Annotated in this window: 18 protein-coding genes; 7 read left to right on the top strand and 11 right to left on the bottom strand. The window is 67.6% G+C overall.

The features are described 5' to 3' along the window. Positions 1–8: 8 nt before the first annotated feature. Complete coding sequence (locus BAU07_RS11370) at positions 9–1,883, top strand: dipeptide ABC transporter ATP-binding protein (protein WP_066665325.1); 1,875 nt, start codon at positions 9–11, stop codon at positions 1,881–1,883. A gap of 72 nt (positions 1,884–1,955) precedes the next feature. After that, a complete protein-coding gene (locus tag BAU07_RS11375) occupies positions 1,956–2,495 on the top strand; it encodes a YaeQ family protein (RefSeq protein ID WP_066657483.1) in 540 nt (179 codons plus the stop codon). A gap of 54 nt (positions 2,496–2,549) precedes the next feature. On the opposite strand, the gene BAU07_RS11380 is transcribed toward BAU07_RS11375, so the two are convergent. Beyond that, positions 2,550–3,167: a chorismate--pyruvate lyase family protein gene (locus BAU07_RS11380; RefSeq protein ID WP_066657489.1), complete on the bottom strand. Its 618-nt coding sequence runs from the start codon at positions 3,165–3,167 to the stop codon at positions 2,550–2,552. A 78-nt stretch (positions 3,168–3,245) separates the two neighbouring features. Here BAU07_RS11380 and BAU07_RS11385 point away from each other — a divergent pair, with 78 nt between their 5' ends. Then, positions 3,246–3,977, top strand: a complete 732-nt coding sequence (locus tag BAU07_RS11385; RefSeq protein WP_066665326.1) for a pseudouridine synthase — start codon at positions 3,246–3,248, stop codon at positions 3,975–3,977. Positions 3,978–4,075: 98 nt separating this feature from the next. Here BAU07_RS11385 and BAU07_RS11390 read toward each other — a convergent pair whose 3' ends face one another. From BAU07_RS11390 to BAU07_RS11435, 10 genes are all read right to left on the bottom strand, one after another. Beyond that, positions 4,076–4,558, bottom strand: a complete 483-nt coding sequence (locus BAU07_RS11390; RefSeq protein ID WP_066657491.1) for an Lrp/AsnC family transcriptional regulator — start codon at positions 4,556–4,558, stop codon at positions 4,076–4,078. Positions 4,559–4,725: 167 nt separating this feature from the next. After that, positions 4,726–5,541 (bottom strand): N-acyl homoserine lactonase family protein, encoded by an 816-nt coding sequence (locus BAU07_RS11395; protein WP_066657493.1) that lies wholly within the window; start codon positions 5,539–5,541, stop codon positions 4,726–4,728. 2 nt (positions 5,542–5,543) lie between these two features. Further along, entirely contained in the window at positions 5,544–6,257 is a 714-nt protein-coding gene (locus BAU07_RS11400; protein WP_066657496.1) for an ABC transporter ATP-binding protein, read from the bottom strand. Next, positions 6,244–7,035 carry an ABC transporter ATP-binding protein gene (locus BAU07_RS11405; RefSeq protein WP_066657498.1) on the bottom strand — a complete coding sequence of 264 codons (792 nt, stop codon included), beginning with the start codon at positions 7,033–7,035 and terminating at the stop codon, positions 6,244–6,246. The genes BAU07_RS11400 and BAU07_RS11405 overlap by 14 nt, the downstream gene beginning before the upstream one ends. Then, positions 7,032–8,012, bottom strand: coding sequence for a branched-chain amino acid ABC transporter permease (locus BAU07_RS11410; RefSeq protein WP_198168900.1), 981 nt, complete (start codon positions 8,010–8,012; stop codon positions 7,032–7,034). The genes BAU07_RS11405 and BAU07_RS11410 overlap by 4 nt, the downstream gene beginning before the upstream one ends. Then, the gene (locus BAU07_RS11415; RefSeq protein WP_066657500.1) at positions 8,009–8,878 is read right to left on the bottom strand and encodes a branched-chain amino acid ABC transporter permease; all 870 of its coding nucleotides are present in this window, start codon (positions 8,876–8,878) and stop codon (positions 8,009–8,011) included. Before BAU07_RS11415 ends, BAU07_RS11410 begins: the two co-directional genes overlap by 4 nt. Positions 8,879–8,897: 19 nt before the next feature. After that, positions 8,898–10,073 carry an ABC transporter substrate-binding protein gene (locus tag BAU07_RS11420; protein WP_084025618.1) on the bottom strand — a complete coding sequence of 392 codons (1,176 nt, stop codon included), beginning with the start codon at positions 10,071–10,073 and terminating at the stop codon, positions 8,898–8,900. A gap of 35 nt (positions 10,074–10,108) precedes the next feature. Further along, complete coding sequence (locus BAU07_RS11425) at positions 10,109–10,957, bottom strand: alpha/beta fold hydrolase (protein ID WP_066657503.1); 849 nt, start codon at positions 10,955–10,957, stop codon at positions 10,109–10,111. Beyond that, the gene (locus BAU07_RS11430) at positions 10,954–11,352 is read right to left on the bottom strand and encodes a hypothetical protein (RefSeq protein WP_066657505.1); all 399 of its coding nucleotides are present in this window, start codon (positions 11,350–11,352) and stop codon (positions 10,954–10,956) included. The genes BAU07_RS11425 and BAU07_RS11430 overlap by 4 nt, the downstream gene beginning before the upstream one ends. Before the next feature lie 231 nt (positions 11,353–11,583). Next, a complete protein-coding gene (locus BAU07_RS11435; RefSeq protein ID WP_066657507.1) occupies positions 11,584–12,552 on the bottom strand; it encodes a Bug family tripartite tricarboxylate transporter substrate binding protein in 969 nt (322 codons plus the stop codon). A gap of 198 nt (positions 12,553–12,750) precedes the next feature. On the opposite strand from BAU07_RS11435, the gene BAU07_RS11440 reads away from it, so the two are divergent. The 4 genes from BAU07_RS11440 to mdeB all read left to right on the top strand — a co-directional run bounded on the left by BAU07_RS11440 (position 12,751) and on the right by mdeB (position 19,237). Continuing rightward, on the top strand, positions 12,751–14,226 hold the full coding sequence (locus BAU07_RS11440) for an aldehyde dehydrogenase (protein WP_066657509.1): 1,476 nt from the start codon (positions 12,751–12,753) through the stop codon (positions 14,224–14,226). Next, the gene (locus BAU07_RS11445) at positions 14,223–15,203 is read left to right on the top strand and encodes an NAD(P)-dependent oxidoreductase (protein ID WP_232338285.1); all 981 of its coding nucleotides are present in this window, start codon (positions 14,223–14,225) and stop codon (positions 15,201–15,203) included. Before BAU07_RS11440 ends, BAU07_RS11445 begins: the two co-directional genes overlap by 4 nt. Positions 15,204–15,221: 18 nt before the next feature. Continuing rightward, positions 15,222–15,938, top strand: coding sequence for an IclR family transcriptional regulator (locus tag BAU07_RS11450; protein ID WP_066657513.1), 717 nt, complete (start codon positions 15,222–15,224; stop codon positions 15,936–15,938). 650 nt (positions 15,939–16,588) lie between these two features. Continuing rightward, complete coding sequence (gene mdeB, locus BAU07_RS11455; protein WP_066665329.1) at positions 16,589–19,237, top strand: alpha-ketoglutarate dehydrogenase; 2,649 nt, start codon at positions 16,589–16,591, stop codon at positions 19,235–19,237. Positions 19,238–19,252: the final 15 nt, after the last annotated feature.

The raw sequence follows: 19,252 nt of genomic DNA on the forward strand, positions 1-19,252 counted from the left end.
CGATGGATATGGAATCCAACCGGGTGGTTCAGGTAGAAGATCTGACGGTGCGCTTCAAGACCCACGACCGCACGGTCGAGGCGGTGCGCAACGTGTCGTTCCATGTCGACCGTGGCGAAACACTGGCCATCGTGGGTGAGTCCGGGTCGGGCAAATCGGTCACCTCGCTGGCGCTGATGCGGCTGGTCGAATATGGCGGCGGCGTCATCGCCAATGGCCGGGTAAGGTTGCGCCGGCGCAGCGGGGACGTGCTGGACATGACTGCGGCTTCCGAGCAGGCCTTGCAGCGCGTGCGCGGCGCCGACGTCGCCATGATCTTCCAGGAGCCGATGACCTCGCTCAATCCCAGCTTCACGGCAGGCGTGCAGATCGCCGAAGCCTTGCGGTTGCACCAGGGCCTGGACGCTGCCGGCGCCCGCGCGGAGACGCTGCGCATGCTGGAACGCGTGCGCATTCCGGAGGCCGGATCGGTGCTGGACCGCTACCCGCACCAATTGTCGGGCGGCATGCGGCAGCGCGTCATGATCGCCATGGCGCTGTCCTGCAAGCCGCAACTGCTGATCGCCGACGAGCCGACGACCGCGCTGGATGTGACCATCCAGGCGCAGATCCTGCAGTTGATCCGCCAACTGCAGGAAGAGATGAACATGGGCGTGATCTTCATCACCCACGATATGGGCGTGGTCGCCGAGGTGGCGGACCGCGTACTGGTGATGTACCGCGGGGACAAGGTGGAAGAGGGCGGTTCGGACGAGGTCTTCGCCCATCCGCGCCATGCCTACACGCGCGCCCTGCTGTCCGCGGTGCCGCGCCTGGGCGCCATGCACGGCACCGACGAGCCGGCGCCATTTCCCCTGCTGACGGTGACCCAGGCCGGCGCGGGACAGGCAGAGCCGACACCGGAGATTCCCCGCGTGGCCGAGAGCACCGTGCGGCGCGACAATGGTCCCGTGCTGAAAGTGCGCGACCTGGTCACCCGCTTCGACATCGCCGGCGGCATCCTGGGGCGCGTGCAGCGCCGGGTGCATGCGGTGGAGAAGGTCAGCTTCGATCTCTATCCCGGCGAGACGCTATCCCTGGTGGGGGAGTCCGGCTGCGGCAAGACCACCACCGGACGCTCCCTGCTGCAACTGGTGCACAGCCAGGGCGGCACCATCGAGTTCGACGGCCGCAATATCGGCGCCTTGCGGGGCGCCGCCATGCAGACGCTGCGGCGGCATATCCAGTTCATTTTCCAGGATCCCTTCGGTTCGCTGGACCCGCGCATGACCGTCGGCGACTCCATCATGGAGCCGCTGCTGATCCACGGCACGGCCAAAGGCCGCGAAGCGCAGGAGCGCGTACGCTGGCTGATGGAAAAATGCGGCCTGGTGCCGGAGATGATCGGGCGCTACCCGCATGAATTTTCCGGCGGCCAGCGGCAACGCGTCTGCATCGCGCGGGCGCTGGCGCTCAACCCCAAGGTCGTCGTGGCCGATGAATCGGTGTCGGCGCTGGATGTGTCCATACAGGCCCAGATCGTCAACTTGCTGCTGGACCTGCAACGCGAGCTGGGCGTGGCCTTCCTGTTCATCTCGCACGACATGGCCGTGGTGGAACGCATCAGCCATCGGGTGGCCGTCATGTACCTGGGACAGATTGTCGAGATCGGCCCGCGCCGGGCCATCTTCGAGAATCCTCAGCATCCCTATACCAGGAAGCTGATGGCCGCGGTGCCCATCGCCGACCCGCAGCGCCGGCACCGCCAGCGTTCGCTGCTGGTGGACGAGATACCGAGCCCGGTGCGCAAGGTGGGCGACGAGCCGGTGGTGGCGCCGCTGGTGGAAGTGTCCAGCGGGCACTTCGTGGCCCGCCACGCGGTGGGAGCATATCCGGCGATGTAACGGCACGCGGCTAGGGATCGTCGCGGCAACCCGGGCGGTATCATTCCACGCTTTTGCAGGCGACGAGCTCCCATGGCACTACGCGCGACCATCTACAAGGCCGATTTGAATGTGGCGGACAACGATCGCCGCTATTACGGCAGCCATGCCGTGACCGTGGCGCGCCACCCGTCGGAGACCGACGAACGCATGATGGTGCGCATGCTGGCGTATGCCCTGAACGCGGACGATGCGCTGTCCTTCACCAAGGGCCTGAGCGATACCGACGAACCCGATCTGTGGCGCAAGGACCTGACGGGCGCCATCGAGCTGTGGATCGAAGTCGGACAGCCCGACGAGCGCCGCATACTGAAGGCCTGCGGCCGCGCGGAACAGGTGCTGATCTATTGCTACGGCGGCCATGCCAGCCAGATCTGGTGGAACGGCATACGCGACAAGTTGTCGCGCGCCCGCAACCTGCGCGTGGTCAACCTGCCCGCGGCGGCGACACAGGCCCTTGGCCTTCTTGCCGAGCGCACCATGGCCCTGGATATCAATGTGCAGGATCGGGAGGTCTACGTGACGGCCGAAGCGGGCAGCGTGACGCTGGCGCCGGAAACCTGGCGCGAGTGAGCAGCGGGGGGCGTCCGCGGCATGCCGTCGCGCGACCGCCGCGCTGCCCGGCTTTCACGGCGGGCAGCGGGTCCCCGCCTTGTCCCAGAATCCCGGCAGGAATCCTTCGGCCACCAGCAGCGGTTGACCATGGCGCCAGAACACCGATCGGCGCGCCAGGATGCGACCGGCATCGTGCGGCGCCTGCCCGCCCGGGTTTGCCGCAAGGCCGCCGTCCGGTGCGCCGTCGTGCGACCAGGTCCCCCGCGCCGTCGCATGGAACGGTACCCCGGGAGCCAGCCGCCGGCATTCGAAGGCGGACCGGCGCACGCTGCGGTCGTGGTAAAGCATGTCGGCCAGCGGGCGGGTGCGCAGGCGCCGCATGCCCTGCCAGGTCGACCTGGACGCACGCAGCGGCGTCAGGCTGCGCGCCACCACGCAATCCAGGCCATCGATGGCCATCATGACTTCGCGCACCCACACCGGCGTACCGCGCTCCAGCCGCAGGGCATGCGCTTCGTCCGCAAGTGCGGCCTGGGGGTACTCGGCCAGCACGCGCAGGCTCATCGTGCCCAGCTGGCGCAGGCCGGCGGTCAGCGCGCCGGGGCGCAGGAGCCAGAACCGTTGGGTGGGTGTGCAGGACGGGGGAGGGACAGGTATCCAGCCGGGGCTGTCGGGATGCGGAATCTTCATGGCGACGTATTATCCCGCAAGCGGGCGGCCGGCCGCCGCGGTGCAACCGTTAGAATGTCGGCTTTCGTTTGCCGCGCCATGGAAAAAGTACGCATCTCCAAGCTCATGTCGGAGCAGGGCCTGTGCTCGCGCCGCGAAGCCGACAGCTATATCGAGCGCGGCTGGGTGCGCGTGGACGGCCAGGTCGTGTCCGAACTGGGCGCCAAGGCCTATCCGGACCAGGTCATCACCCTGGAGCGCGCCGCGCAGGCGCAGCAGCGCACGCGGGTCACCATTCTCATCAACAAGCCGGTCGGGTATGTATCCGGCCAGGCCGAACAGGGCTACACGCCGGCCGTCGCGCTGGTCAACGCGCGTTCGCGCGCGGCCAACGACCGCTCGCCGCTACGCTTCGAACCTTCCCATTTGCGCGGCCTGGCCGTCGCGGGCAGGCTGGATATCGATTCGCAAGGCCTGCTGGTCCTGACCCAGGACGGCCGCATCGCCAAGCAGTTGATCGGCGAGGACTCGGACGTCGAAAAGGAATATCTGGTGCGGGTGCAGGGCCGCCTTGGCGGCAATGGCCTGGCGCTGCTCAATCACGGCCTGTCCCTGGACGGCAAGCCGCTTCGTCCGGCGCAGGTGGCATGGCAGAACGAGGACCAGCTGCGTTTCATCCTGAAGGAAGGGAAGAAGCGGCAGATCCGCCGCATGTGCGAGCTGGTCGGGCTGAAGGTCGTGGGCTTGAAGCGCGTCCGCATCGGCCGCGTGGCGCTCGCCGACCTGCCGCTCGGGCAGTGGCGCTATCTGCGCGAGAACGAACGCTTCTGAGCGACGCCGCGCCTGGGGGCGTGGGCGGCGGCCTGCTGCCCCGCGCGGATCGCGAATGCCGCCGTGCCGTTCCACCGCAGTCCGGATGGCCCGCCACGTCATGGCTGCGGATCGGGAAGCGGCAGCGCGGTCTGGTATTTCACCTGTTTCAGGGCGAAGCCGGAACGGATGTTCTTCACGCCCGGGATGCGCGACAGGTGGCTCACGATGAACCGCTCCAGTCCGCGCATGTCGGGCACCACCACCCGCAGCAGGTAATCGGCATCGCCGGTCATCAGGTAGCACTCCATGACCTCGGGATAGGCGGCCATGGCCTGCTGGAACCGCTCCAGCTCCGATTCGATCTGTTTCTCCAGGCTGACCTGGATAAAGACATTCAGGCTCAAACCCAGGCTGAGCGGATCGGCCAGCGCGACGTAGCCGCGGATCACGCCCGCGGCTTCGAGCGCCTTGACCCGCGCCAGGCAGGGGGAGGGCGACAGGTGGACCCGCCGCGCCAGCTCCACGTTGGTGATGCTGGCGTCCGTTTGCAGCACTTCCAGGATGCGGCGGTCGATGGCGTCTAGAGTGGGGCTTGGCATAGGGGTTCCGCACGGCGGGTGTGCCGCCGATTCTGATTCTATGCGTAAGCTACCACTTATTAATCAAGGTTTCCGCGGCGGCGACGCACCGGGATAAGGCCCGGTGCGGGCGGTCTCCCCGATGACGCCCAGGTCCCGGGCGCCTCATGACGCACCGCCGATGACGCTCAGCTCCCGGGCGCCTCATGAAGCACCGCGATATCGGCGCAGCCATCCAGCAGCGGATAGCGGCGCAGCACCAGCGGGTCGTGGCCGGGCACGATGTGGTCCGGGCTTTGCGCCGCGACCCGCAGGCGTGCGTAGCCGGCCAGCATGTCGGCGGTGTTGTAGACGATGGGAAAGGGCCGCTCCGTGTGCAGGTTCTCGTAGTAGTGGCTGGCGTCGGAAGCCAGCACGACCCAGCCGCACCGGGTGTGCACGCGCACCGCCTGCAGGCCGCGCGTATGGCCGCCGATCTTGAGCAATTCCACGCCGGGCAGCAGCACGCTGTCGCCATCGTGGAATTGCACCCGGTCCTCGTACACGCGGCGCACCAGCGTCACCACGTCCTCGACTTCGTAGGCGTGCCGCAAGGGCTCGTGGCACATGCACCGGCCGGTGGCATAGCCCACTTCGTCATCCTGGATATGGAAGCGCGCGCGCGGCAATCGGTCCAGGTTCCCCGCATGGTCGTAGTGCAAATGGGTCAACACCACATGCTGCACGTCCTGGGGCTGGACGCCCAGGCGGGCCAGGGCCTCGATCGGGCAGCCGAGCAGATCGCGGCGGCGGCGCGCGGCGGTGGCGGCGCTGAAGCCGGTATCGACAAGCACCACCGCGCCAGGCGCGCGCACCAGCCAGACAAAGAAGTCCATGGGCATGGCCCCGTCGTGCGGGTCCCCGCCCAGAAAGTTGTCGCGCCGTTGCCGCGCCATGTGGGCGTAGCGCAACGCATAGACTTCGTATTCGGGCAGGCAGGCGTCCGAGCGGACGAGATGGTTCATGCTCACATCCCCAGGTAGGCTTGCTGGATGAAGGGGTCGACCAGCAAGTCGCTGCCCTTGCCGGCGCGCACGATCTCGCCATGCTCCAGCGCATAGGCCTGGTGCGCCAGGCGCAACGCCAGGCGCGCATTCTGTTCCACCAGGATGATGGACAACCCCGTTTCCGCATTGATGCGCTGGATGGCGCCGGCGATCTCGGCAACGATCTTCGGCGCGATGCCCAGGGACGGCTCGTCCAGCATGAGCAGGCGGGGCTGCGCCATCAGCGCGCGGCCGATGGCCACCATCTGCTGCTCGCCGCCCGACAAGGAGCCGGCCAACTGGTGGCGGCGTTCGCGCACGCGCGGAAACAGCGCATAGACTTCCTCCAGCCGCCGGCGCGTGCGCTCGCCGCCGCGTACCGCGTGGGCGCCGGCAAGCAGGTTGTCGAGCACGCTCATGCGGCCGAACAGGCGCCGGCCTTCGGGCGACAGCGCCACGCCGGCCGACACGCGCGCCGCGATGCCGGTGCGGGTGATGTCCTTGCCGTCCAGGCGGATAGTGCCGCGCGCGGCGCCGGCCATGCCCATGATCGCCTTGAGCATCGAACTTTTGCCGGCGCCGTTGGCGCCTACCAGTGCGACGATATGCCCGGACTCCACGGCGAAATGCGCGCCTCGCACGGCTTCCAGCGGCCCATAGCGGACGCTGAGGTCCTGTACCTCAAGCATGGGCATAGTCGGGAGCTCCCAGATAGGCTTCGATCACGGCGGGGTTCTCGCGCACCTGGGCGGGCGTGCCTTCGGCGATCTTTTCGCCCTGCACCAGCACCACGATGCGATGGCACAGGTCCATTACCAGCGCCATGTGGTGTTCCACCAGCAGCAGCGTCAAGCCATGCTCGGATTGAAGCCGGCGCAACAGGCGGCCGAGTTCATTGCACTCTTCGTGGTTCAGGCCGGCGGCCGGCTCGTCGAGCAGCAGCATGCGCGGCCGGGCGGCCAGCGCCACGGCGATACCCAGTTTCTTCTGCAGGCCGTAGGCCAGCGAACCGGCGGCCGCATCGCGCCAGGGCCGCAGATCCAGCATGTCCAGGATGGCGTCGATCTCCGCGGGCACCTCGCTGGAGTCGAGCAGGTGCTCCGTGCGCCCGGTCAGGCGGCGCAGGGCGCTTTGCCGGATGCGCGACAGCATGCCGCGATAGACGTTGTCCGCCACCGACGATTGCGCGTAGGTCGCGGTCGACTGGAAGGTGCGCGCCAGGCCCGCCGCCACGCTGCGGCTCGACGGCCCCTTCGTCAGGTCCGTGCCGGCGAAGCGCACTTCGCCCGACGTCGCCGGCATGGCGCCGCTGATGACGTTGAAGGCGGTGGTCTTGCCGGCGCCGTTGGGTCCGATCAGGCCCACGATATCGCCCTGCGACACGGAGAAGCTCAGGTCGCGCAATGCGGCGAGCCCGCCGAAACTGCGCGACAGCGCTCGCACCTCCAGCAGCGGGGAGGAGGAAGGAATCATGGATGCTCCCGGTTGCGCAAGCCGCCTGGCGCGCCACGCAGCCCGGCGAGGCCGCGCGGCATGAAGCGCAGGATGAGAATCAGCGCCGCGCCATAGAAGATGTGCTGCGTCTGGACCGCGCCACGGAACAGTTCCGGCAGCGGCGTCAACACCAGCGCGCCGATGCATGGACCCCAGATCGATTGCCGGCCGCCGATGACCAGCATGATGATGAAGCCGATCGATACGCCGGTATTGAAGGACTCGGGCGATACATAGCCCACATAGCTGGCCTGCAGCGTGCCGCCCAGGCCGGCGAGGGCGCAGCCGCCGATGAAGGCGAGCAACTGGATGCGGTGTACGTTCAATCCCGTGGATTCGGCCAGTTGCGGATTGTCCGCCACCGCATCGATGGCGTGGCCCAGCGGTTGGCGGAACAGCAGCCACAGCAGCGCCAGCGAGCCGGCCGCGACGGCCAGCGCCAGGCCGTAGGCGCTGGCGCGGGTGTCGAACGCGAAGCCGAAGAACTGCGCGGCGGGAATCGCCGCCAGGCCGTTGGCCCCACCGGTCAGGCCGGCCCAGTCCAGCAGCGCCAGCCGCGCGAGCTCGCCGAACGCGAAGGTGACCAGCACGAAGTACACGCCCTTGAGCCGCAGGACCACCCAGCCCAGCAGGCCGGCCACCAGCGCCGCGGCGGCGACGCCCAGCAGCATGCCGACGCCGAACGGCAGTCCAAGCTCGCGCTGCGCAAGCACGGCCACGTAGGCGCCGATGGCCACGAAGGCAGCGTGGCCCAGCGAGAGCTGTCCGGCACGGCTGATCAGTGCCAGGCCGTTGACCACGATGACGTTCAGGCAGGCAAGCACGGCGAGGTGCAGTACGAAGGGGCCGGAGAACCAGGGCACAACGACGATCGCGGCCAGCAGGATGGCGGCGCACCGGGGCCACCATGCGCCGCCGCGCAAGGCCGCTGCGGAAACGGCGGATGCGTTCATCATGCTTCTCCTCGGCCGAGCAGGCCCTTGGGCCGCACCACCAGCATGGCGATCACCAACACGAATATCAGCATGTCCGCGCTGCTTCCGCTCAGGAAGAGGCTGGCGTAGCTCTCCACCAGCCCCAGCGTAAGCCCCGCCACGGCCGCGCCGGGGATGCTCCCCAGGCCGCCCAGGATCACCACGATGAAGGCCTTGAGCAGCGGCGTGGCGCCGACGAATGGCGACACGGAGAACAGGGGCGCCATGAGCGCGCCGGCAACCGCCGCCAGTCCTACCCCCAGGCCGAAGCCCAGGGGATAGTAGATGCGCGAACGTATGCCCTGCACGGCCGCGATCTCGAAATCCTCGACCACCGCGCGCAGCGCCCGGCCCGCCTTGGCGTAGCGCAGGAAGCCATAGAGCAGGGCCAAAGCCAGGAGGGCGAAACCGACCACATAGGCACGGGAGGCCGGCACGACGATCTTGTCGAAGCGCACCGTTCCCCGCGCCACCGCCGGCATGGACAGGGGGTCCGGCCCGAAGAAAATCAGGGCCAGGTTCTGCAGGATCATCGCCAGGCCGATGGTGGCGATCATGCCATTGAGCTCATCGCGGCGAAACGGTTGCAGCACGCCCCATTCGAGCAGGGCGCCGCCGGCCACCGCGCCGACGAAGGTCAGCGCGACGGCAGGCAGGAAGGGCACGCCCGCCTTGGTCGTGAAGAAGTACGCCGCGAAAGCGCCCAGCATGTAGAACTCGCCGTGCGCGAAGTTCACCATGCGCATGACGCCGAACACGAGCGTGAAGCCGACGGCCATCAGCAGGTATAGCAGTCCCACGATCAACCCGTTGATCGTGGCCTGCCCGAGCAGCACGGTCCAGTCCAAGGTGTTCTCCCGACCGCGATCAGCGGCAGCCCTCGACGGTGCACCGCGCCCGGATGACTTCCTTGCCGTCCTTGACCTCGGCCACGTAGAAGGGCGCGTTCAGTTGGTGGTCGATCCCGTACACAGCCTTGCCTGTCCAGTCGAGCTTGCCCAGCGCGCCGGGAAAGTCGTGCAGCTTCTCCAGTTCAACGCGTACGCGTTCGGTATCTTCGACGGTGCCGGCGCGCCGCATGGCTTCGAACAGCATGTTCGTGCCGTCATAAAAGGCGGGGCTGAAGCCATTCATGGCCGTCTTGTACTTCGCGGCATAGCGCTGCGCATAGGCCTGGATCGACGGCAGCGTCGGATCGATGGGCGTATGGACGAACATGCCGTCGGTCGCCTGCGCGCCGGCGACGTTGACGATCTCCTGCGTGGCCGGACCGCCGGTACGCACGATCCTGCCCTCGAAGCCGAGTTCGCGCGCCTGCTTGACGATCAGTCCCGCCGTCGTGGGGGAATTGCCGTCCAGTTCGATACCGTCGATGCCGCGCGCCATCATGCGTGTGAGCAAGGGCACGAAGTCCACGCGATCGCGTTCGAAGAACTCCTTGGCGGAAAGCTTGGCGCCCGCCTTCTTGTAGGCGCTTTCCAGGTCCTGGGCGATCTGCTGGCCCGTCTCGTCGTTCGGGAACAGCGCGCCCACGTTCTTCAGCCCCTGCGTCTTTACCAGCCAGTCGATCTGTGGCTGCGACACTTCCGCCGTAGTGACGTTGGGCCGGAAGGTGTAGGGCTTTTCCGGGCCGAGGGCCTTGGCCGTGAACCCCAGGGTCATGACGATGACCTTGTTCTTTTCGGTGGTCGGCTGGATGGCCAGGACGGGCGCCGACCCCACCGGTCCGATGATGTAGCGGACCTTGTCCTCGAACACCAGCCGGTTCGCCACGGTCACGGCCTCGTTGGCCTGGTATTTGTCATCGTAGGCAATGACGTTGACCTTGTACGTCTTGCCGCCGACCTTCAGGCCGCCGGCTTCATTGACCTGGTCGGCCGCGATCTCGGCCGCATTCTTCATGCCCTGGCCCCAGGCCGCGCCGGCGCCGGACAGCGTGACGAGCGCGCCGATGGTCAGGGTGTCGGTGGCCTGGGCGTGCGCGGTGGCGGTGCAGGCGGCGCCGAGAGCCAGCAGCAAGGTGGCGGTAGTGTGGGTTTTCATGATCGTCTCCGGGGTTGTTGGTCTTGCGCGGGGCGTCAGCGCGCCGCGATCTCGTCGAGAACGGGCAGCAGGTATCGGCGGAATTGCGCCGGGTTTTCGCTCATGGGAAAGTGCCCGACCTCGCGCATGATGGTGGCCTGCGCGCCCGGAATGGCGCGGGCCGTGCGCAAGGTGTCGTCCGGGCTGCATGAGAAGTCGTACTCGCCTGTGAGCAGGTATAGCGGGCAGGCGGCGGTATCGATGCCGCCGAGACGACCGCGCAGGTCGCTGTCCTGACGATAGAAGTAGAGGTCGCCGCGGAATACGCCCGGACCGCTCTGCATGTACTGCCACAGGGTCTCGTCGCGGTACCGCGCCGGCGATTGCGGCGCGACCAGCCCCGAGACCAGCGCGGCGCATACCTCCCCGCCATGCACGTCGCCACGATGCAGCCAGGCGGTGTCATACCAGGGTTCCTGGTAGTCGGCCGCCTCGACGCCGATCAGGGCGCGAAAGCGCGCACCGTGCTCGTGGGCCAGTTGCAGCACGATGCGCCCGCCTATGGAGCAGCCTATCAAGGCGGGCCGGTCCAGGTTCAAGGCGGCGCAGAACGACATCACCGTATCCACGTACAAGCCGGTGGTCAGGCGGTATTCCTCGCCGTAGGCGCCGTCAGGCGGATAGGACTTGCCGTGCCACGGCATGTCGAAGGCCAGCACACGGTAGCGGGACGTGATGGCGTCGTCGCACATCATGTGGCGATACTGCCGGCCGTCCGCGCCGGCGGTGTGCAGGCAGACCAACGGGATGCCGGCGCCGGCCTCCTCGAAATAGACACGGCATGGCTTGCCCTGGATGTCGATCCGCGCATAGCGACCGACGATGGGTTCGATGGGCGTGTTCATGCGTGGCTCCCCGGCGTGCCGGCGGCCCTGGGGCAGGCGAGCAGGTCCTTGACGAACTGCAGGTGCGCCATCAGGCCTTGCAGGCGTCCCTCGATGGCGAATTCGCCCAGCTTGGCAAGCGCGAATATGTCGTGCCAGCCCGGCGCCGGCGGGGCTTCCCAGAGCGCCTGCCATCCGCGCGCGCTGCCGCGTACGGCATAGTCCCAGGATGGCAGCGGTGCGCGCGGCGCGGCGATGGAACACACCGCGCCGTCGCGGACCTTGACGATCACCGGCGCACTGCCGAACTGCACGAGGATGTCGGCGTCCACGGCCCGCGCGCGGGCGAATCCGGTGGCGCAGGCGGTGAAACGGCGGACGAGATCCTCGTCCGGCTGGATGGATGGGTCGTGCATGTCTCCTGCCTCGTCGCGTCCGCCGGGCGCCTGGTTGCGCGCCCGGCGGCTGGGTGTGGGACGGCTTATTGCTTATTCTGTCAAACAGAATGGCTATTCTTTTGTAGAGAACATTCTAGGGGCTGTCAGCGCGATGTCAACAAGGGCTTGTCCGGGGCCGTCGCGCAGTGCCCCTGGGGCGTGCGCGGGCTTTGTGCCTGCCCTGGCTGCCGCGCCAACGCCGCGCCACGGTCAGTCCGATGCCTTCGCGCCCGACGCCTGCACGGCCTTGCCCCACTTGCTTTCTTCGGCGCGCATGAAATCGGCGAACTGCGCCGGCGTGCTGTTGACGACTTCGCCGCCCAGGTCCTCGATGCGCTTGCGCATGTCGGGCGTGGCGACGATTTTCGATACGTCGCCGTAGATGCGCTGGGCGAGCTCCGGCTTCATGCTGGCGGGGGCCAGCAGGCCGAACCAGGTGGCCGCTTCGAATCCGGGCATGCCGGCTTCGGCGAAAGTGGGCACCGAGGACAGCGCGGATACGCGCTTGTCGTTGGCCACGGCCAGCGCGCGCAGCTTTCCGGATTCGATCAGCGGCAACGCCGACGTAATGGTGGCGAGCATCATCTGGACCTGGCCGCCGACCAGGTCGGTGAAGGCGGGGGCGTCGCCGCGATAGGGCACATGCGTAATCCCGGATCCCGTCGCGATCTTGAACAGTTCACCGCTCAGGTGCTGCGCCGTCCCCGTGCCGGGCGAGGCGAAGTTCACGCTGGCCCCGTCCTTCTTCAGATAGGCAAGGAATTCCTTCAGGTTTTGCGCCGGAATGGCGGGGTTGACGACCAGCACCAGGGGCACCTTGGTGACCAGGGTGATGGGCGTGAAGTCCTTCATCGGGTCGTAGGGCAGCTTGGAATACAAGTGGCCGCTGATGGTGTGCGCGGACGTCGTCATGAAAAGCGTGTAGCCGTCGCCCTGGGCGCGCGCGACGTAGCTGGCCGCGATGGTGGTCCCCGCGCCGGCGCGGTTCTCGACGATGACCGACTGCTTCCATGCAACGCCGAGCTTCTCGGCTACCGCACGCGCGACGACGTCGGTCGCCCCGCCGGCGGGATATGGGACGACCATCGTCACCGGTTTGGCGGGGTAGGTGTCGGCCTGCGCCGTGCCGGTCAACAGCGCCATGGCCAACAGGCCGGCGCGTATCCAGGATGAATGCATGACTTGGTCTCCTCGAACCTTCGATAAGGGGTGTTTGTTGGAACGTTTCTGTCTTGCGGTGCCGCGTGCAGTGTGTTCTTATAGACAGAACGATCATTCTATTTTATATTGTGCGGCATAGAACTTGTCAACGAAAATGCGTGCCGCACGCGCTCATCCCGGGCACCGCGGCGGCTCCGCGAGAGGAAACAGACGACCATGTCCACGCCGAGAACGCCTCCTGCATCGTCAGCCGTACAGCTCAAGCCCATGTTGATCGATGGCGCCTGGGTCAGCGTCGACCGCGATGCCTTTGCCTCGATCAATCCGGCCACCGGAGAGGAGAATTTCCGCGTCAGCGCCGCCACGGCATCCGAAGTCGACCGTGCCGTCGAAGCCGCGTGGCGCGCCGTGCGCGAGCCAGCGTGGCGCGACATGTTGCAGCACCAGCGCGCGGGCATCCTGCGCCGCATCGCGGATGCCATGGACCGCGAATCCGAGTTGTTCGCGCAGCTGCAGATGATCGAGAACGGCAAGGTGTGGGCCGAGTGCAAGGCGCAGGTCGCCAGCGCCGCCGCCACCTTCCGCTATTACGCCGGTGTTTGCGAAACCATCTGCGCCGAGGTAACGCCGGCACGCGGCAACTATCTGTCGATGACGCGCTATGAGCCTTACGGCGTGGTCGCCGCCATTACGCCGTGGAACTCGCCGCTGACGATGGAAGCGCAGAAGGTTGCACCGGCGCTGGCGGCCGGAAATGCGGTCATCCTGAAGCCGTCGGAGGTAACGCCGTCGCCGGCGCTGGAGCTGGGCCGCCTGGCCCTCGAAGCCGGGCTGCCGCCGGGCATCCTGAACGTGGTTACCGGCACCGGCGCCGTCGCCGGCAAGGGCCTGGTCGAACACCCGGGCGTGCGCATGGTTTCGTTCACGGGCGGCACGGCCAGCGGCCGCGCCATCGCCATCGCGGCGGCGCAGAAGCTGATGCCCGTCGCGCTCGAACTGGGCGGAAAATCGCCGCACATCGTGTTCGCGGACGCCGATATGGACGCCGCCATCGAGGCCGTCGTGGGCGGAATCTTCGAAGGCAGCGGCCAATCCTGCGTGGCCGGGTCGCGGCTTTATGTGCAGGCCGCCATCGCGCAGGAGTTCCAGGAGCGCCTGGTCGCGCGGACCGCGCGCATCAAGGTCGACATGCCGCAGGCGCAGGGCGCGCAGATGGGGCCCATCGCTTCTTTCGGCCATCGGCAGAAGATAGAGAGCATGGTGCAGTCGGCGCGCGATGAAGGCGCCGAGGTACTGATCGGCGGCCAGCGACCGGAGGCCGAGGCGCTGGCGGGGGGCGCTTTCTACCAGCCCACCATCCTGAGCGGACTGCGGCGCGACGCGCTGGTGGTGCGTGAAGAGATCTTCGGTCCCGTGCTGTGCGCGCTGCCGTTCCAGGACGAAGAGGACTTGATCGAGCAAGCCAACGAAAGCGTCTACGGCCTGGCCTCCGGCATCTGGACCGCGGATTACCGCCGCGCCTGGCGCATCGCCACGCGGCTCGAAGCCGGCAGCGTGTGGATCAACACCTACAAGCAGTTGTCCGTCTCGACGCCGTTCGGCGGCTACAAGCAGAGCGGCCTGGGGCGCGAGAAGGGCATAGGGGGCCTGCGCCTGTATCAACAGTCCAAGGGCATCTATTTCGGCATGTGAGGCGGGCCCATCCATCCCATGGGCCGGTCGCGCGGCGATCGGTCCAACGACTCGACGGAGACATCATGAGTGCAATCAAGAAAATCGGTTTCATCGGCCTGGGCGTCATGGGTGAACCCATGTGCCGCAATCTGGCGCAGAAGTGCGGCGTACCGGTGGTCGCCTGCGATATCGATCCCGAACCGCTGCGGCGGGTGGCCGCACACGGGGTAGCCGGCGCCGACGTGCCGGCCATCATGCGCGACTGCGATGTGGTCTTCCTGTCGCTGCCTTCCGGCGAAGTCGTGGACAGGATCGTTCGCGCGGACGACGGCTTGCTCGCGGGCGCGCGCGACGGCCAGATCGTCATCGACCTGAGCACGTCGCCGGTCGATACCACGCGCCAGCTGGCGGCCGACTTCGCGACACGGGGCGTTGCCTTCCTGGATGCGCCGGTGGCGCGGACGCGCGCCGCCGCCGAGGCCGGTACCCTGTCGGTGATGGTGGGCGGCGATGCGGCCACCTTCGAAAGCGTCCGGCCGTTGATCGCCACCTTCGCCAGCGAGATCACGCTGTGCGGTCCGGTCGGCAGCGGCCAGGTGGTGAAGATCCTCAACAACATGGTGTTGTTCGAGACCGTGGTGGCGCTGTCCGAGGCGCGTGCCATCGCGCGCCGCTCGGGCGTCGATCCGCAGGTCCTGCTCGACACCCTGTCGCGCGGCTCGGCCGACAGCTTCGCGTTGCGCAACCATGGCTTAAAGGCTATTCTGCCGGGTGATTTTCCGGAGAAGGCCTTCCCCGTCCAGTACGCCCGCAAGGATCTGCGCTATGCGCTGCTGCTGGCCGAGCAGACCGGCGTGCAGGCCTTCGGTGCCCGCAATGTCGATCACTGGTTCGAAGCGGCGCTGCAGCGTGGGGATGGCAATCGGTACTGGCCGGTCGTCAGCCGCGCCATCGACGCCGAGCCGGAGACGTCTTCCAGTGTCGACACACCTTAATTCCTTTTCTTCATACGCATGAGTCGCCAAGCCAGCCAGGAGGGCGCGACCGATGGCGTGGCAGCCGTCGAGCGCGCCCTCGCCATCGTCGACGCCGTCGCACAGCGCACCGATCCCATCACCCTGGCAGACCTGTCCCGCGCCACCGGTTTCTACAAGAGCACCTTGCTGCGCCTGATCGCGACCCTCGAAAGGGCGTGCCTGGTGGTGCGGCGGCCGGACGGTCGTTATGCCCTCGGTCCCTATGCGCACAGCCTCGGCCGCGCCTACGAGGCCACCTACCAGCTGACCGAAAGCATCCTGCCCTTGCTGCAGGACCTGGTGGACAAGGGTACGGAGAGCGCCTCCTTCCACGTGTACCAGGATGCCGATTCCCGCATCTGCCTGCTGCGGGTGGATTCGCATCACTCCACGCTGGATCGCATCCGGGTCGGCGACCTCCTGCCGTTGAGCAAGGGGGCGGCCGGGCGCCTCATCACCGCGTATGTGGTCAAGCATGAAGCGCCCCAGGATGCGGGGCTCATGCTGCTGTCCATGGGCGAGCGCGATCCCAATTGCGCCGCCGTCGCCAGCCCCGTCTTCGGGCCGGACGACCAGTTGTCCGGCGCTATATCGCTTTCCGGACCGAAGGAGCGCTTCACCCCCGCGGCCATCAAGAAGATGTCGCGCCTGGTGCAGGAGGCCGCGCGCACGGCGACCCAAGCCCTGGGCGGGCGCTGGCCGTCGGTGAAATAACACAATCCCGACGCAATCCCACCGACAACGCCATCACCCGTCGCAAGCCCGCACCGCGTATGCCAAAGCACGGCCCGCAGGGGGCCGTGCTTTGGCGGGCATCGCAAACTCTTCCACCCCCCACTGCTGGGACCGAAGCTGCAAGAACACAACCGGTCGCAGCATCCGTCGATTCAAGACGCTCGAGTCCGGCGGGGTAGTCGCCGGCCCGGGCAGGCGACTACCCCGCCGGACGTCTCAAGAACCCGCACGACCCGCACGACGCGCAGGCCGGGGATGCGCCGCCACGGCGGACACCGCGATTGCCGCACCGTGACACGCGGCGCAGGGGTTCATCCAGCCTTTCGCGTGCATAACGGCAGGAAGTGCCGCACACCGCGCCATCGACGGAATAACATGCCGTTCCGCCCGCCGTGGCGCCTCGAATTCGAAGCCCTATGCCGGGCTTGCACATCTAGCATGGTGGGCACTGGGATGCCCCTGTGCACATGTCGCCACCGGTCCCTCCGCGTGCCTGCATGGGCCTGTTCCCGCGTCCCGCGAGAGCCGCCATGTTCGACACCGACGCCCCCCACCTTGCCCATATCGCCACGCCCGCCGCGACCGCCACCGTCCCGCTGGACGGGGCAGCCGCGGACCCCGCCGCCGCCATGGCGCGCGTGGATGCGGATCCGCAGGAAACGGCGGAATGGCGGGATGCCCTGGCGTCCCTGGTGGCCGCCGAAGGTCCGCACCGCGCGGCCTTCGTGCTTGAACAGGTCCTGGCTTATGCGGCGCGCCTGGGCGTGCGCGGGCATGGGCCGGTCGCCTCGGCCTACCTGAACACGATCCCCGCCGAGCAGGAACCGCCGTTTCCGGGGGATATGCAGATCGAGGAGCGCATCGCTTCGATCAACCGCTGGAATGCGCTGGCCATGGTGGTACGCGCGAACCAGGCCCACGGCGAACTGGGTGGGCATATCGCCAGCTATGCCTCGGCGGCGGACCTGTTCGAAGTGGGCTTCAATCATTTCTGGCGCGCGCCGACTGCCTACCATGGCGGCGACGTCGTCTACATGCAGCCGCACTCCGCGCCGGGCATCTACGCGCGCGCCTTCCTGGAAGGCTTCCTGAGCGAAGCGGAACTGGCCCATTTCCGCCGTGAAATCGAAGCCTCGGGGCGCGGCATGCACGGCCTGTCGTCATATCCGCACCCCTGGCTGATGCCGGACTTCTGGCAATTCCCGACCGGCTCCATGGGCATTGGCCCGATCAACGCCATCTACCAGGCCCGCTTCATGCGCTACCTGGAGCATCGCGGGCTGGCCGCGCCATCCGATCGCAAGGTCTGGGGCATTTTCGGCGACGGCGAAATGGACGAGCCCGAGTCGGTCGCCGCGCTGACGCTGGCGGCACGCGAAAAGCTCGACAACCTGGTGTTCGTCGTCAATTGCAATCTGCAGCGGCTGGACGGCCCGGTGCGCGGCAACGGCCGCATCATCGACGAACTGGAAACCCTGTACGCGGGCGCGGGCTGGAACGTCATCAAGCTGTTGTGGGGCGGTGACTGGGACCCGCTGCTGCGTCGCGATGCCACCGGCGCGCTGGCGCATGCTTTTTCGCATACGGTGGACGGCCAGTTCCAGACCTTCGCCGCGAAAGACGGCGCGTATAACCGGCGGCAATTCTTCGGGTGTACGCCCGAACTGGCCGCGCTGGTGGCGGACTGGTCGGACGACGCCATCGACCGGTTGCGCCGCGGCGGGCATGACATCGTCAAGATCCATGCCGCCTACCATCGCGCCGCACGGCATGCCGGGCAGCCCACCGTCATCCTGGCGCAGACCAAGAAAGGCTATGGCATGGGCGAGGCCGGCCAGGGCAAGATGACGACCCACCAACAGAAGAAACTGGACGTACAGGCGCTGCTGGCGTTTCGCGACCGCTTCGCCTTGCCGATCACGGATGCGGACTGCGCCGCCTTGAAGTTCTATCGGCCCGACCCGGACAGCGCCGAGATGCGCTATCTGCGCGACCGCCGCGCGGCGCTGGGCGGCTGCATCCCGCGCCGCAGCGGACGCGCGCCCGTTCTCCAGGCCCAGCCGGTGGCGTCCTGGGCTGCCTTCGCGCTGGCTCCCGGCGGCAAGGAGATGTCCAGCACCATGGCCATCGTCCGCATGTTGACGGCGTTGCTGAAGGACCGCGACCTGGGTGCGCGCATCGTGCCCATCGTGGCCGACGAGGCGCGCACCTTCGGCATGGCCAACCTGTTCCGCCAGGTCGGCATTTATTCCTCGCAAGGCCAGTTGTACGAGCCGGAGGATATCGGCTCGGTGCTGCACTACCGCGAGGCGCGCGACGGACAGATCCTGGAGGAGGGCATTACCGAAGCCGGCGCCCTGTCGTCCTGGATCGCGGCGGGCACCAGCTATTCCGTCAACGGCCTGCCCATGCTGCCGTTCTACATCTACTACTCGATGTTCGGTTTCCAGCGGGTAGGGGACCTGATCTGGGCCGCCGCGGACCAGCGCACGCGCGGCTTCCTGGTCGGGGCCACGTCCGGGCGCACCACGCTGGGCGGAGAGGGCCTGCAGCACCAGGATGGCAGCAGCCACCTGGTGGCCGGCACGATCCCGAACTGCCGGGCCTACGATCCCGCCTACGCCTACGAGGTCGCGGTCATCGTCGAAGCCGGCATGCGGCGCATGCTGACCGAGCAGCGTGACGAGTTCTACTACCTGACCGTCACCAACGAGAATATCCCGCAACCGGATATGCCCGCCGGCGACGCCGTCCGTGAAGGCATTCTGCGCGGCATGTACCGCTTGCGCGATGCCGGCGGCGCCGCCCGGATACGCCTGGCCGCGGCCGGCCCCATGGTGCGCGAAGCCATGATGGCGGCACAACGCCTGCAGGACGAATACGGTGTCGCGGCCGAAGTCTGGAGCGTGACGAGCTTCTCCGAACTGGCGCGCGAGGCGCGCGCGGTGGACCGCTCCCGCCTGCTGGGCCTGGATGCGCCGCCCGCGTGGATCGAGCAGCAGTGGGGGCAGTCGGCATTGCCCATCGTGGCTGCCAGCGATTATGTGCGGGCGGTCCCGGAGCAGATACGCGCCTGGGCGCCCGGCCGCTTCCGTACCCTGGGCACCGATGGCTTCGGGCGCAGCGATACGCGTGCGCAATTGCGCGATTTCTTCGAGGTCAGCGCAGACTGGATGGTGCTGAGCGCGCTTGATAGCCTGCAGCGCGGCGACGACGTGGAGGCGCTGCGTGCGCGCCTGGGCGCCGCGGCGCGTCCGGCGCCGCCGTGGGAGCGCTGATCCCATAAGAAAAGC

This window comes from Bordetella flabilis (assembly GCF_001676725.1).
GTDB classification, from domain to species: Bacteria; Pseudomonadota; Gammaproteobacteria; order Burkholderiales; family Burkholderiaceae_B; genus Bordetella_C; species Bordetella_C flabilis.